Consider the following 13,507-nt stretch of genomic DNA (forward strand, 5'->3'; position numbering starts at 1 on the left):
ATCAACTGAATCGCTTACAAGGAGGAATTCACACCATGATGCAGGCAGGTATTTTCACGGGCTATTTTCCGTACGGCCTCGGAGAGACCGCGAAGAAGATCCGCGGCCTCGGTTTCAACACGGTGCAGCTCGACCTGCATTTCAAGGACATCGATCTTTCGGCCGGCCAGATCACCAAGGATAAGGCGAAGCGGGTGCGGGATGTGTTCCGCGACCATAACCTGCCGGTCTGCTGCGTGTCGGGCTACACGAACATCATCCACCCCGACAAGGCGGAGCGCGAGAAGCGCGTCAGCTATCTCAAGGAGATCATCCGCAACGCCCGCCATTTCGGCAGCCCTTACGTGATCTCGGAGACCGGCACCTTCAACACCGAGTCCGACTGGGTGCACCACCCCAAGAACAAGACCGAGGAAGGCTTCGAGGAATGCCGCAAGGTGATCGCCGACCTCGCCCAGACGGCCTACGACCACGGCGCGGTCTTCCTGCTCGAAACCTATGTCAACAACGTCGTCGGCTCGGTCGAGGAGACRGTGAAGATGTTCGCTCAGGTCGACCATCCAGGGCTCGGCCTGCTGATGGATCCGACCAACTATTTCGAGACGCACAACATCGACCGGATGGACCAGATCCTCAACCAGGTCTTCGACACGCTTACCGACAAGATCAGAATAGCGCATGCCAAGGACGTGAAGCGCTCGGGCGACGACAAGTCGGAGAAGCATGYCGATATCGGCGACGCCGACGCGATGGAAAGCCATACCTTCCGCGGGGTGGGCGAGATCGAGCTGCCGGCCCCCGGCCTCGGCTCGCTGAATTACGACCTCTACCTCAAGCGTCTCGCCGAGAAGCACCCGAACATCCCGGTCATCATCGAGCATCTTTCGGAAGACGATGTGCCGCGCGCCAAGAAGTTCCTTGACGGAAAGTTCCGCGAGAACGGCCTCTGAGACGTGTGCAGGCGCCGTCTTTCGGGCGGCGCTTGCAACTTGCACGAGACAAAGTGGAGGAAACGAGATGTTGAAATTCGGATTGAAGCTGGCAGCCGCGGCTACTGTGCTTGCCGGCGTAGCCCTCGGCTCAGCCGCGCAGGCCGCGGACGGGCAGAAGACGTTCTACCTCCTGTCGCATGGCGGCCCGTCCGACGCGTTCTGGATCGACTGGAACGCCGGCGCCACCAGGGCCTGCGACCAGCTCAAGGTGACCTGCAAGATCTCCTTCAGCGGCGGCGACATGGCGGCGCAGAAGGAAGCTTTCAATTCGGCGCTCGCCGCCAAGCCCGATGGCATCGCCACGACCTCGGCACAGCCGGGTCTCTGGACCGAGGAGGTCAAGGCGGCAAAGGCGGCCGGCATCCCGATCGTATTCTTTAACACGGACGACCCGGCGACCGGACGCCAGGCCTATGTCGGCGCCGACCTCAGGGAAGCCGGTGCCATCTGGGCGAAGTACCTCGTCGACCACAAGATGGTGAAGCAGGGCGACAAGGTGTTCCTGCCGGTCGAGGTGCCCGGCGCCAGCTACCAGCAACTCGAGACCGAGGGCATCGCCGGCGTCTTCGATCCGCTCGGCATCAAATATGACGTGGTCGACTGCGGCACCGATCCGGCCGGCATCATCGCCAAGATGACCGACTATATGGTCGCCAACAATCCGCCGGCGATCATCGCGCTGGGCGATTCCGTGGCGGCCAGCGTCAAGCGCGTCTTCGATGGCGCCGGCATCCCGGCCGGCAAGATCCCGGTCGTCGGCTGGGGCAATTCGAAAGAGACGGCACAAGCGGTCAAGGACGGCTTCGTCAATGCCGCCGCCTGGCAGTATCCATCGGCGCAAGGCTTCATGCCGGTTGCTCTGCTCGGTCTTGCGGCTTCTGGCGAGCCGATCGGCTACGACATCCACACTTTCGGCCTCTACGACGCCTCCAGCGTCGAGCCGATCCTGAAGCTCTACGACAAGAAGTAAGGAAATCGGCGTCCGCCGCGCAAGCGACGGGCGCGTCGCAGCAAGCATGGTCCAGCAAGTCATGGTTCAGCAAGTCGGGGCAATCACGTCGGAAGACGGCGCGCGAAGCGCGAAGCGCAGAGCGAGCCTGATGCGCTCGCCGCAGTTCTCCTCCTTCGTGATCCTCGTCGTCCTTCTGGTCGCCTTTGCCGTCGCCGACGGCAATTTCCTGTCGCCCGTCAATATCTCCAACATGATGGCGTTCCTGCCCGAGCTCGGCATCATCGCGCTCGGCATGACGCTGCTCTTGACCGCCGGCGAGTTCGACCTGTCGGTGGGCGCGGTGTTCGCGTTGGCGCCGGTGGTGGTCATGCTCCTTGTGCAGAACGCCGGGGCCGACATCGGTGTGGCGTTGCTTGCCGGGCTACTGCTGTGCATCGCGATCGGCGCGATCAACGGCGTGATCGTCACCAAGATCGGCATCTCGTCCTTCCTGGTGACGCTGTCGATGCTGCTCATCGTGCGCGGCGCTGCGCTCTACATCACGCAAGGCTTTCCGCTGAAGTCCTGGAACGAGCCGGGCTTCTTCGTCACCCTGCTCGCCGGCAGCTTCAACATCGGCGCCTTGCGCTTCTACACCTCGCTCTGGTGGTTCATCGCCCTGTCGCTGCTCGCCGTCTACGTGCTGCGCTACGCCAAGCTCGGCAACTGGATCAGCGCCATCGGCTCGAACCGCAACGCGGCGGTGGCGAGGGGCGTGCCGGCGGATGCCGTCAAGATCTGGTTGTTCATCCTAACCTCGGTGCTGGCGGGGCTCGCCGGCATGATCAGCGCCTTCCGCATCTCGGCCGCGTCGCCCGTGGCGGGGACCGGCTATGAACTCGAAGTGATCGCCATGGTGGTGGTGGGCGGCACCGCGCTGACTGGTGGCCGCGGCACGATCCTCGGCACCATCGTCGGCGCGCTGATGCTGCGCACGATCCGCAACGGCATTGTGCTCGTCGGCGTGCCGGGTCTCGCCTACAACATCTTCGTCGGGGTCATTATCCTCGCCATGCTCATCCTGCACGCTCTGCTGCAGAAAAACGCCGCAAGGGGCTGAAGATGCAGGAAGTGCTCCGGTTGCAGAATCTGCAAAAATCCTTCGGCAGCGTGCGCGCGCTGAAGAGCGCCTCGCTGACGCTCAAGGAAGGCGAAGTGGTGGCGCTGCTCGGCGACAACGGCGCCGGCAAGTCGACGCTGATCAAGGCGATCTCCGGCGTCTTCCCGGTCGACCGCGGCGACATCTATGTGCGCGGCGAGAGGGTCTCGATCCGCTCGACGCGCGAGGCGATGGATCTCGGCATCGAGACCATCCATCAGGACACCTCGCTGGCGCCGGATCTCAGCATCGCGCGCAATCTGTTCCTCGGCCGCGAGCCGGTCAGTCTCAAATTGCTGGGCGTGTTCGCGCCGCTCGACCTCGCCAAGCTGCGCGATGCCGCCTCGGCGCTGCTGAAGCGCGTCGGTATCTCGAAAAAGCTCGACGCCGATGCGCTGGTCTCGACGCTTTCCGGCGGCGAGCGGCAGTCGATCGCGATCTCGCGCGCCATGCAGTTCGCCGCCAAGGTGATCATCCTCGACGAGCCGACCAACAATCTCGGCGTCGAGGAGACGCATGGCGTGCTGCGCTTCGTCAAGGAAATGCGAGAGGCAGGGCACTCGGTGCTGCTCATCACCCACAACATCCACCATGTGTTTGAGGTCGCCGACCGCATCGTCGTCATGCGCCGCGGCGAGATCGTCGCCGAACAGACCGTTGCCGACACCGACCTCCTCACCGTGGAAAGCTTGATAACCGGGGCCGACATGTCGGCGCTGATGAAAAGGGCRCAGTGACGGCATGGTGAAGCTCTACGGCCAGACGCTTTCGCGCCGGCAGGTTGCCGAGCGATCCGGCATGCTGTCGCAGTTCGCCGGGGTGCGACTGATGACGCTCGGCGACGGGGTGGAGCGCGGCATCCGCATGCTCGAGTTCCGCACCGGCTCGGGCCTGCGCTTCACCGCGCTTGTCGACCGCGCGCTCGACATCGCCGATTGCGAGTACAAGGGCCAGGCGATCGGCTGGCATTCGCCGAGCGGCTTCCGTCACCCCGGTCTGCACGACTACGAAGGCGAGGACGGCTTTGCCTGGGGGCGGTCCTTCTCCGGCCTGCTCGTCACTTGCGGCCTCGACCATATACTCGGCCGCAACGAGGTGCCGGCCGAGAACTACAACTATCCGAGCCGCAAGAGAGTGGTGCATTCGCTGCATGGGCGCATCGGCACCATTCCGGCGCGGCTGACCGGCTATGGCGAGTACTGGGACGGCGACCGCTGCGTGCTGTGGGCGGAAGGCGTCGTCCAGCAGGCAAGCGTGTTCGGCGAGGACTTGCATCTCATCCGCCGGATCGAGGCCGATGTGGGCGGCAGCGAGATCCGGCTTTCGGACCGCGTTGTCAATCACGGCTTCCACCGCACGCCGCATATGTTTTTCTATCACGTCAACGTCGGCCATCCACTGCTCGACGAGGGCTCGCGCTACCTGGCGCCGATCCGCGACGTGGTCTGGGCCGCGCATGCCGGCGAGCGCTACGAGGCGCAGAAGGTCGGCTATCGCAGCGTGCCGGCGCCACAGCTCGGATTCAGCGAGCAGGTCTGGCAGCACGAGCTCGGTGCCGATGGCGATGGCGAGGCGCCGGTCGCCGTCGTCAACGACCGTCTCGGGCTCGGCTTCGAGGTCGTCACCCGCAAGGACCAGCTGCCCTGCTGCTATCAATGGCAGAATTTCCAGGCCGGCCAGTATGCGCTTGGCATCGAGCCCTCGACCCATCATGTGCTCGGCAACCTTGCCGCGCGCGAGCGCGGCGAGATGATCTGGCTGGAACATGGCGAATCCCGCGCCTACGACGCGCGGTTTCGCGTCCTCGATGGCAGCGCGGCGATTGCCGATGCCGAAGCCAGAATCGCGGCCATCGCCCGCCAGCCCGAGCAGGATTATCCTCAGCCTTCCGGCAATTTTCCAAGACTGGCGGGCAGGGCATGAACGAGATCCAAAGCGAGCCCTCCGGCCGGCGGACCGGATCGCCAGCGATGCGCGAAGATTGGAGGTCGATGTGACGACGATGGCGAAGAAGCGCGACTACAGCCTTGTCGGTGAAAGCACCCGGCTTGCGATTGAGACCGGGCTGGCGTCAGCCGAGTGGTATCACACCGATGTGCCGCGCAAGGTGATGAAGGAATTGATGCAGCGCTCCGACGGGTCGGCGATCCGCGACACCGTCATCTGGATCGCCGCCATCCTTGGCTCGGCCGCGGGCATCGTCTGGTTCTGGGGCACGTGGTGGGTCGTGCCGTTCCTGTTCGTCTATGGCGTGCTCTACGGCTCGTCGAGCGACTCGCGCTGGCACGAATGCGGCCACGGCACGGCCTTCCGCACGCGCTGGATGAACGACATCGTCTACCACATCGCGTCCTTCATGCTGATGCGCAATCCGGTGCAGTGGCGCTGGAGCCATGCCCGCCACCACACCGACACCATCATCGTCGGCCGCGATGCCGAAATCGCCGTGATGCGGCCGCCGGACCTCATCAAGGCGGCGCTCGCCTTTACCGGTATTCTCGATTTCCGCTATTCGCTGCCGACGCTGGTGCGCCAGGCCTTCGGCAAGCTGTCGGACGACGAGAAGAGCTACATCCCGGAGATGGAGCAGCATAAGGCAGTGATCGCGGCGCGCTGGCACATGGTCGTGTATGCCGCGACGATCGCTGTCGCGATCGCGCTTAGATCATGGATACCGCTGGTGCTGATCGGCGTGCCGCGCCTCTACGGCACCTGGCACATGGTGATGACCGGCCTGCTGCAGCATATCGGGCTGGCCGACAACGTCACCGACCACCGGCTCAACACGCGCACCGTCTACATGAACCCGATCAGCCGGTTCATCTACTGGAACATGAACTACCATGTGGAGCACCACATGTTCCCGATGGTGCCCTACCACGCGCTGCCGAAGCTGCATGAGCTGATCAAGGACGATTTGCCGGATCCGAACCCCTCGATATGGCACGCCTATCGCGAGGTCTGGCCGGTGYTGCTCAGGCAACTGAAATATGAGGATTATTACCTCAAGCGGGAATTGCCGCCGACGGCCAAACCTTATCGCGGCGAATTCCACGAGGTCGACATGACGGTGGCGGCCGCCGAATAGGCGGGGTGAGCCACTCAGGAGAAGAGATGATGGCGGAGTGGGTTGAAGCATGCGCGGTGGACGACGTGGACGAGGAGGATGTGATCCGCTTCGACCATGGCGGTCGCACCTTTGCGATCTACCGCTCGCCGGACGACGAATTCTTCGCCACCGACGGATTCTGCACGCACGAAAAGGCGCATCTCGCCGACGGGCTGGTGATGGACGACATCATCGAGTGCCCCAAGCACAATGGCCGCTTCAACTACAAGACCGGCCAGGCCAAGGGCGCGCCGGTTTGCATCAACCTCAAGACCTATCCGGTCAAAGTCGAGGCCGGCAAGGTGATGATCGATATCGGCTGAGAGCCGCCAGACAGCCAAAACAGGAATACACCGATGAGCCGAAAGAGACCGACCGTTGCCGACCTGCGTGCCATGAAGGGCAAGCGCCAGCTGACGATGCTGCGCGTGCTGACACTGGAGGAGGCCGAGGCCGCCGAGCGCGCCGGCATTGACATCGTCTCGGTGCCGCCGGAACTGGTGCTCAATCCGCAATACCGCGATGCCGCGCCCAGCCTCTTCACTATGCCYGGCGAAAATTTCTTTGAGATCGGCACCGCGGACGATTTCGTGCGCTGGGCGTTCCGCCTCTACAAGGCAAGCGCCGACGCCGTCTATTGCAGCGCCGGCTATRCCACGATCAAGCGCATGGCCGACGATGCGATTCCGGTGATCGGCCATGTCGGTCTCATTCCTTCCCGCGCGACCTGGACCGGCGGCTTCAAGGCGGTCGGCAAGACTGCCGATACGGCGATGCAGGTGTTCGAGGCGGTGAAACAGCTGGAGGCGGCCGGCGCGATCGGCGCCGAGATCGAGGTGGTGCCGGTCGAGGTGGCCAAGGCGATCTCCGAGCGCACCTCGCTGATCATGCTGTCGATGGGAGCTGGCACGGGCTGCGACGCCCAATACCTGTTTGCCGAAGATATTCTCGGCACCAATCGCGGGCACATGCCTCRCCATTCGAAAGTCTACCGCAACTTCGCCGCCGAGTACGACCGACTGCAGGCGGAGCGGGTAGCGGCGTTCTCGGAATACATCGCCGACGTCAACAGCGGCGCCTATCCGGAAGACAGGCATGTCGTGCATATGGATGCGAACGAGCTCGCCCAGTTCATGAAGAAGGTGGACGAAAAAGTCTAAACGAGCAGTGTTTGGTGCACCGCTGAAGTGGGTGTGGGAACAGCTCAAGGCGGTGATGGTCGCCGAAGCGCCAAGGGGATGCCGATGCCCGGCACGGCGAATTGGCGTCCAGACGAACCATCTGGTCGCGGCCATGCAGATCCCGCTCGATCCGCAGCTCGAGGTGAAGTAAGAAGTGAAGGCTCCCCGGGGCCACAATCCTCATGGACAAGGCCACCACATTTCCAATCTCGCTCTCCGGGTATGAGATCGAAGGGCTGGTCGGAATTGATGCTCCTCGCCTGGTGCCGCTGTACCAGGCCTGCTCGGACTATGTCGTGCTGGAACGCGGCCAGCCGCCCGATGCCGCCACCGTAAAAGAGGAATTCGAGACCTTCCCACCGAACCGAACGGCGGCCGACAAGTTCGTATTCGGGCTCAAGGGAGTCGATGGCGAAGTTGTCGGATTGCTGGCCTGCGACCGCAACTATCCGCGCGAAGGCTGCTGGTGGATCGCGTTGCTCTTGATCAACAAAGCCCTTCGCGGGCGAGGGCTGGCGCGAGCATTTTGCGACGACTTTTTCACCTGGCTGAAATCCCAGGAGGTCGAACGCGTGGAACTCGGCGTGCTGACGGAGAATGAGCACGCTCTTCGCTTTTGGCAGCGACAGGGATTCGAGCCACTGCGACTGGCGGGGCCGGTCAGCATCGGCACCAAACGGCATCTGGTTCAAATTTTCGGTCGGTCATTGTAGCCGATCCGTCCTTGTGCTCAGCATAGCGCCGGCGGCATCCGCTCTCATTCGCTGCGCCGGAAGTTGCGGATGCGGTCGAACAGCACCGCCAGCAGGATGGCGCCGCCGATGAAGGTGCCTTGCCAGAAGGCGTTGATTCCAAGCAGCCCGAGGCTGTTGCGGATCACCTCGATCAGCGCTGCACCGACGATGGCGCCGAAGGCGGTGCCGACGCCGCCGGCGAGGTTGGCGCCGCCGATGACGGTGGCGGCGATCACCTGAAGCTCCATGCCGGTGCCGATATTGGTGGTGACGGCGCCGAGCCATCCGGTCTGGATGATGCCGGCGAGACCCGCCGAGAGCGCGGAGATCATGTAGACCGCGACCTTGATCTGGCGCACCGGAACGCCGGTCAGCGTCGCTGCATGCTCATTGCCGCCAATGGCGAAGATGTGCCGGCCGAATTTGGTCCAGCGCAGGGTGAAGCCGGTGATCAACGCAAGCAGGATCATGTAGAGCACCGGATTGGCGATGCCGAACACCCAGGCGCCGCCGCCCAGCGCCAAAAGCTTGTCGTGGTCCGGGCCGAACTGGAAGACGACGGTGTTGTTGGAGGCGACCATTGCAAGGCTGCGCGCGACCGAAAGCATGCCCAGCGTCACCACGAAAGGCGGGAAGTCGAGATAGGCGATGAGCACGCCGTTGAACGCACCGATAATGAGTGCGGTGGCAATCGAGACGGCAATGCYGGTGCCGATGCCGTAGCCGGCATGCATGGTAACGGCGAGCACCATCGAGCACAGGCACAGCACCGAGCCGACCGACAGGTCGATGCCGCCGGTGATGATGACGAAGGTCATGCCGAGCGCGACGATGGCAACGAAGGTGACGTTGCGCGTAATGTTGAAGATGTTCTTCGACGTGGCGAAGGAATCGGTGGCGAAGGACAGGAACAGACAGGCGAGGATGACCGCGATCACCACCCAGAAGGTCTGGCTGGACAGCATGCGCGACAGGAAGGTGTGCTGCTTCTGCGCGATCGTCTGGTCAAGCGTGGCTGCCATTACCGACCTTTCCTGCCGAAGGTGACGCGCACGGGCGCTGTCATGCTACCTGTTCGATGGCCCCGGTGATCAGTCCGGTGACCTCCTCGGGCGAGCTCGAGGCGATTTTCTTGTCGGCGACTTTCCTGCCGCGCCGCATGACGATGACGCGGTCGGCGACGTCGAAGACGTCGGGCATGCGGTGGCTGATCAGCACCACCGCGATGCCCTGGTCGCGCAGGTGGCGGATCAGGTTCAGCACCTCGGCGACCTGCCGGACCGAGATTGCAGCCGTCGGCTCGTCCATCAGCACGATCTTGGCCTGCGAGAGCATGGTGCGGGCGATCGCCACCGCCTGGCGCTGGCCGCCCGACATCTGCTTGACGAGGTCGCGCGGACGCGTCTCGGATTTCAGTTCGGCAAAGAGCTGGCCGGCGCGCTTGTACATCGCCGCATAGTCGAGAATGCGGAACGGGCCGATGYCGCGGCGCAGTTCGCGGCCGAGATAGACATTGGCGGCGGCCGTCAGATTGTTGCAGAGCGCCAGGTCCTGATGGACGATCTCGATGYCGTGCTGGCGGGCCTCGGCAGGCTTGTGCAGGATCAGATCCTTGTCGTCCATGCGCATGGTGCCATGGCTCGGGCGGAAGTTGCCGGCGATCATCTTGACCAGCGTCGACTTGCCGGCGCCGTTGTCACCCATCAGGCCGACGACCTCACCGGCCTGCAGCGTGAACGAGACATCGTTCACCGCCTGGATGGCGCCGAAATGCTTCGAGATGTTGGCGAGTTCGAGAACCGACACCAGCCTTAAGCCTCCCGTTTTCGCTCCACGGGCGCCGCCATCGATGCAGGCGCGGCATGGAACTCGCACGTCCAACTCCTCCCGAGCGGGTGCGATCGACGCATTTAGGCAAAAGCCCGCACGGGCGTCAATCAAATGTCGGACGATTAATTTCGGAGCTCGTCGAAAAATCCGTTTTGTAGGACAAATAGGAATTGACGTTGGCGGCGAGCCGATATTAGCTAGGGTCGGAGGAAGAATTTGCCCTCGCAAAACCGCCGTCCGATGGAGGCGGTTGGCAGGGATCTGGACAGGATCCGGCAATGCCAGCGTTCATTTGAGCTGGAACGGATCGGCAAATACTTATCGACCCGGTTAAGACACGAGCGTTCGAGGCGATCCCGTGTCTCCTGCATCCGGATCGATCGGTGTGGCGGACACGCCGTGTCCGTCTGTTTTCAAGGGAGGAGATGATATGAGGAAGTCACTTTTGCTCGCCGCCGTCGCGGCCATGGCGTTGGGCGCCGGGCCGGCTTTGGCCAAGAAACAGCTCGTCATCGTCGTGAAGGGTCTCGACAATCCGTTCTTCGAAGCCATCCACCAGGGCTGCGAGAAATGGAACAAGGAGAATGYCAGCTCCGAATATCAATGCTTCTACACCGGCCCTGCATCGACCTCGGACGAGGCCGGCGAAGCCCAGATCGTGCAGGATATGCTGAGCAAGCCGGATACGGCGGCGATGGCGATCTCGCCGTCCAATGCGCCGCTGATCGCGCAGACGATCAAGAGCGCCAATCCGTCGATCCCCATCATGACCGTCGACGCTGACCTCACCAAGGAAGATGCAGCGCTCCGCAAAACCTATCTCGGAACCGACAACTACCTGATGGGCAAGCGCATCGGCGAATACATCAAGAAAGCCAAGCCGAACGGCGGCACGATCTGCACCATCGAAGGCAATGCGGCCGCCGACAACATCCTGCGCCGCGCGCAGGGCATGCGCGATGCGCTGTCAGGCAAGGAGGGCCTGTCGGCGCTGAAGGGCGAGGGCGGCTGGACCGAAGTCTCGGGTTGCCCGGTGTTCACCAATGACGAYGGCGCCAAGGGCGTGCAGGCGATGACCGACATCCTCGCCGCCAACCCGAAGCTCGACGCCTTCGGCATCATGGGCGGCTGGCCGCTGTTCGGCGCTCCCCAGCCCTATCGCGACCTGTTCAAGCCGATGGCAGAAAAGATCGCCAAGAACGAATTCGTCATCGGCGCCGCCGACACGATCGGCGACGAGGTGGCGATCGCCAAGGACGGGCTGGTGACCGCGCTGGTCGGCCAGCGGCCGTTCGAAATGGGCTACAAGGCGCCTTCGGTGATGCTCGACCTGATCGGCGGCAAGAAGGTCGACGATCCGGTCTTCACCGGTCTCGACGAATGCACCAAGGATACGGTCGACACCTGCATCCAGAAGTAGGTTCGATACCGGGGCGCTCCTCAAGAGCGCCCCTTCACCCCTTTCGCCGGGCAATGGATGCGGCTTTGCCAGAGGCGGCAGGCCAGGGTTTTGTGCGCCCGAATTTTCCTTGTCCGGCAGAGTCTTGCGGGCGTTTCTTACCCGCGACGGGAGGCACCGGAACGCGGATGCCAGACGATAGATCGAGGAAGCGCGCCGCCGGCGCATCCCCGCCGGCCGCCACCTTACGCCGGCCCGAGGCGACGCGGATTGCCGGCCTCAGCGTGCATGCTTCGCTCGCCGGCGAGATCGGGCTGAGGATCGTGCGCGGCGACTATCCGCCGGGAACGATCCTGCCCAACGAAGCCAGATGGTCGGAAACCTTCAACGTCAGCCGCTCGGCGGTGCGCGAAGCCATCAAGATGCTGATGGCCAAAAGCCTTCTTTCGTCGCGTCCGAAGATCGGTAGCTGGGTCGAGCCAAAGGAGCGCTGGAACCTGCTCGACCGCGATGTGCTGGCCTGGTACGCGACCTCGCCCGACCGCGAGGTGTTCCTGAGGACGGTGCAGGAGTTCCGCCACATCATAGAACCCGAGGCGGCCGCCTTCGCAGCGACGCGGCGCTCCGACGAGCAGATGGTCGAGATCAGCCGGGCCTGCCGCGAGATGGGCGAGGCGACCCACATCCAGGAGCGCACGCGCGCCGATACGCGGTTTCATCTGGCTATCCTGCGCGCCTCCGGCAACGAATTGCTGGTGCCGCTCGGCGTGCTGATCGAGTCTGCGCTCGACCATCTCTTCGTCTTCGTCACGCGCGAGCATAGCGACCAGCGGCGGGCCCAGTCGCTGCACGAGGCGATCGAGCGGAACATCCGCCTGCAGCGTCCGGCCGCCGCGAGAAACGCCGTGCACAAGCTGCTCGCCAACACCGACGAGGTGATCGAACGGTCGCGGCGATAATCAGGTGATCTGTAAGTCAAGGCCGGCGCCGCCCCTCATACGCCTGCCGGCACCTTCTCCCCGTATAGTGACGAGGAGAAGAGGGCTGGCCGCAACGCTGGCGACCCCCTCTCCCCGTTCTTCACGGGGAGAGGGTAAGGGTGAGGGGCAGCGCCAACTTAGATAGCAAAGCAGTCCTCAAATCTTCTGCTTTTTTCCATCCTTCGACGGCATCAGGTCGACGCCGTTGAGCTTGCCGATATGGGTCGCCAGCATCGGTACATACTGGTCGGCGGGGCCGGCGGCGAAAGCGGTGGCAAAGGAATTCTTGGTGGCGTTGCCCAATGGGTTCGCAATGCCCGCGGCACCCGCCATCGATTCCAGATAGGTCAAATCCTTGAAGGCATTGGCGATTGAGAATTTGTGTGCGTCGCGGTCTCCCTCCAGCGTCCAGCGCATGAAGGTCTGGTAGAAGCCGCAATCCATGCGGCCGTTGYGGATCACGCTGTCGAAACGCGGYGGCGAAATGCCGACCTTCTCAGCCAACGCCAGCGCCTCCGAATAGATCGCCGCATAGCCCAGCGAAATGAAGTTGTTGAGCAGCTTCATGCGATGGCCGTCGCCGGTGTCGCCGATATGGACGATGCGGCCGGCCCAGGTCTCGATCACGGGCTGCAGCCTGGCGAAAACCCTGTCGGGCGCGCCGACCATGGCATCGAGCGTGCCTTCCCAGGCCTCTTTCGGCGTGCGGCTGAGCGGTGCGTCGACATAGTCGACGCCGAGCGCATTGAGTTCGGCGGCGAGCGCCACCGTCGACGTCGGATCGGATGTTGAGCAATCGACGACCACGGAGCCTTGTCTCAAGCCTTCCTTCAGCCCRGCGGGGYYGCGGATGATCGCCTCCACCTCGCGCGAGCCGGTGACACAGATGAAGACGATGTCCGATGCAGCCGCCACCTCGCGAGACGTTGATACCTCCTTGGCGCCGCGGCCGAGCAGGTCCTCCGCCGGCTTGCGGTTCTTGCGGCCAAGGAAGGTGAGGGGATAGCCCTTGTCGACGATGTTCTTGGCGATGCCGTGCCCCATCAGGCCTAGACCGATGAAGCCGATGTTTTCGCGGGCAGCGGTGCTGGTCATGTCGTTTCGTCCCTGTCTTTCCTGATGATCGGCGCCGGCACGACCGGCCGGCGCGCGCTTTGCCATGAAGGTTTCGCGGGCCTGGCGGTGGCGGGCG

15 protein-coding genes are annotated in these 13,507 nt (G+C 63.5%); 12 read left to right on the forward strand and 3 right to left on the reverse strand.

All coding sequences use genetic code 11. The features are described 5' to 3' along the window. The first annotated feature begins 35 nt into the window (after positions 1 to 35). The 10 genes from ORS3428_RS00460 to ORS3428_RS00500 all read left to right on the forward strand — a co-directional run bounded on the left by ORS3428_RS00460 (position 36) and on the right by ORS3428_RS00500 (position 8,085). On the forward strand, positions 36 to 950 hold the full coding sequence (locus tag ORS3428_RS00460) for a sugar phosphate isomerase/epimerase family protein (protein WP_071093839.1): 915 nt from the start codon (positions 36 to 38) through the stop codon (positions 948 to 950). Positions 951 to 1,017: 67 nt separating this feature from the next. Further along, on the forward strand, positions 1,018 to 1,962 hold the full coding sequence (locus tag ORS3428_RS00465) for a sugar ABC transporter substrate-binding protein (RefSeq protein ID WP_071093840.1): 945 nt from the start codon (positions 1,018 to 1,020) through the stop codon (positions 1,960 to 1,962). Positions 1,963 to 2,092: 130 nt separating this feature from the next. Further along, the gene (locus ORS3428_RS00470) at positions 2,093 to 3,043 is read left to right on the forward strand and encodes an ABC transporter permease (protein ID WP_071094035.1); all 951 of its coding nucleotides are present in this window, start codon (positions 2,093 to 2,095) and stop codon (positions 3,041 to 3,043) included. Between the two features lie 2 nt (positions 3,044 to 3,045). Beyond that, the gene (locus tag ORS3428_RS00475; RefSeq protein ID WP_071093841.1) at positions 3,046 to 3,819 is read left to right on the forward strand and encodes an ATP-binding cassette domain-containing protein; all 774 of its coding nucleotides are present in this window, start codon (positions 3,046 to 3,048) and stop codon (positions 3,817 to 3,819) included. A gap of 4 nt (positions 3,820 to 3,823) precedes the next feature. Further along, a complete protein-coding gene (locus ORS3428_RS00480; protein ID WP_071093842.1) occupies positions 3,824 to 5,005 on the forward strand; it encodes an aldose 1-epimerase family protein in 1,182 nt (393 codons plus the stop codon). A 79-nt stretch (positions 5,006 to 5,084) separates the two neighbouring features. Beyond that, positions 5,085 to 6,170: a fatty acid desaturase family protein gene (locus ORS3428_RS00485; RefSeq protein ID WP_071094036.1), complete on the forward strand. Its 1,086-nt coding sequence runs from the start codon at positions 5,085 to 5,087 to the stop codon at positions 6,168 to 6,170. A 29-nt stretch (positions 6,171 to 6,199) separates the two neighbouring features. Then, positions 6,200 to 6,514, forward strand: a complete 315-nt coding sequence (locus tag ORS3428_RS00490) for a MocE family 2Fe-2S type ferredoxin (protein ID WP_071094037.1) — start codon at positions 6,200 to 6,202, stop codon at positions 6,512 to 6,514. Positions 6,515 to 6,547: 33 nt separating this feature from the next. Then, the gene (locus ORS3428_RS00495) at positions 6,548 to 7,351 is read left to right on the forward strand and encodes a 3-methyl-2-oxobutanoate hydroxymethyltransferase (protein WP_071093843.1); all 804 of its coding nucleotides are present in this window, start codon (positions 6,548 to 6,550) and stop codon (positions 7,349 to 7,351) included. A 7-nt stretch (positions 7,352 to 7,358) separates the two neighbouring features. Further along, a complete protein-coding gene (locus tag ORS3428_RS33160; protein ID WP_157895908.1) occupies positions 7,359 to 7,523 on the forward strand; it encodes a hypothetical protein in 165 nt (54 codons plus the stop codon). Between the two features lie 31 nt (positions 7,524 to 7,554). Next, positions 7,555 to 8,085 (forward strand): GNAT family N-acetyltransferase, encoded by a 531-nt coding sequence (locus tag ORS3428_RS00500; protein WP_071093844.1) that lies wholly within the window; start codon positions 7,555 to 7,557, stop codon positions 8,083 to 8,085. A gap of 44 nt (positions 8,086 to 8,129) precedes the next feature. Here ORS3428_RS00500 and ORS3428_RS00505 read toward each other — a convergent pair whose 3' ends face one another. Further along, positions 8,130 to 9,128: an ABC transporter permease gene (locus tag ORS3428_RS00505; protein WP_071093845.1), complete on the reverse strand. Its 999-nt coding sequence runs from the start codon at positions 9,126 to 9,128 to the stop codon at positions 8,130 to 8,132. Between the two features lie 40 nt (positions 9,129 to 9,168). Further along, on the reverse strand, positions 9,169 to 9,912 hold the full coding sequence (locus tag ORS3428_RS00510) for an ATP-binding cassette domain-containing protein (RefSeq protein WP_071093846.1): 744 nt from the start codon (positions 9,910 to 9,912) through the stop codon (positions 9,169 to 9,171). Positions 9,913 to 10,366: 454 nt separating this feature from the next. On the opposite strand from ORS3428_RS00510, the gene ORS3428_RS00515 reads away from it, so the two are divergent. Both ORS3428_RS00515 and ORS3428_RS00520 read left to right on the forward strand, forming a co-directional pair. Next, on the forward strand, positions 10,367 to 11,356 hold the full coding sequence (locus ORS3428_RS00515; RefSeq protein WP_071093847.1) for a sugar-binding protein: 990 nt from the start codon (positions 10,367 to 10,369) through the stop codon (positions 11,354 to 11,356). 167 nt (positions 11,357 to 11,523) lie between these two features. Next, on the forward strand, positions 11,524 to 12,294 hold the full coding sequence (locus ORS3428_RS00520) for a FadR/GntR family transcriptional regulator (protein WP_071093848.1): 771 nt from the start codon (positions 11,524 to 11,526) through the stop codon (positions 12,292 to 12,294). 177 nt (positions 12,295 to 12,471) lie between these two features. Here ORS3428_RS00520 and ORS3428_RS00525 read toward each other — a convergent pair whose 3' ends face one another. Beyond that, positions 12,472 to 13,410 (reverse strand): NAD(P)-dependent oxidoreductase, encoded by a 939-nt coding sequence (locus ORS3428_RS00525; RefSeq protein ID WP_071094038.1) that lies wholly within the window; start codon positions 13,408 to 13,410, stop codon positions 12,472 to 12,474. Positions 13,411 to 13,507: the final 97 nt, after the last annotated feature.

The sequence above is a fragment of the Mesorhizobium sp. ORS 3428 genome, assembly GCF_001854785.1.
Taxonomy (GTDB): Bacteria; Pseudomonadota; Alphaproteobacteria; order Rhizobiales; family Rhizobiaceae; genus Mesorhizobium.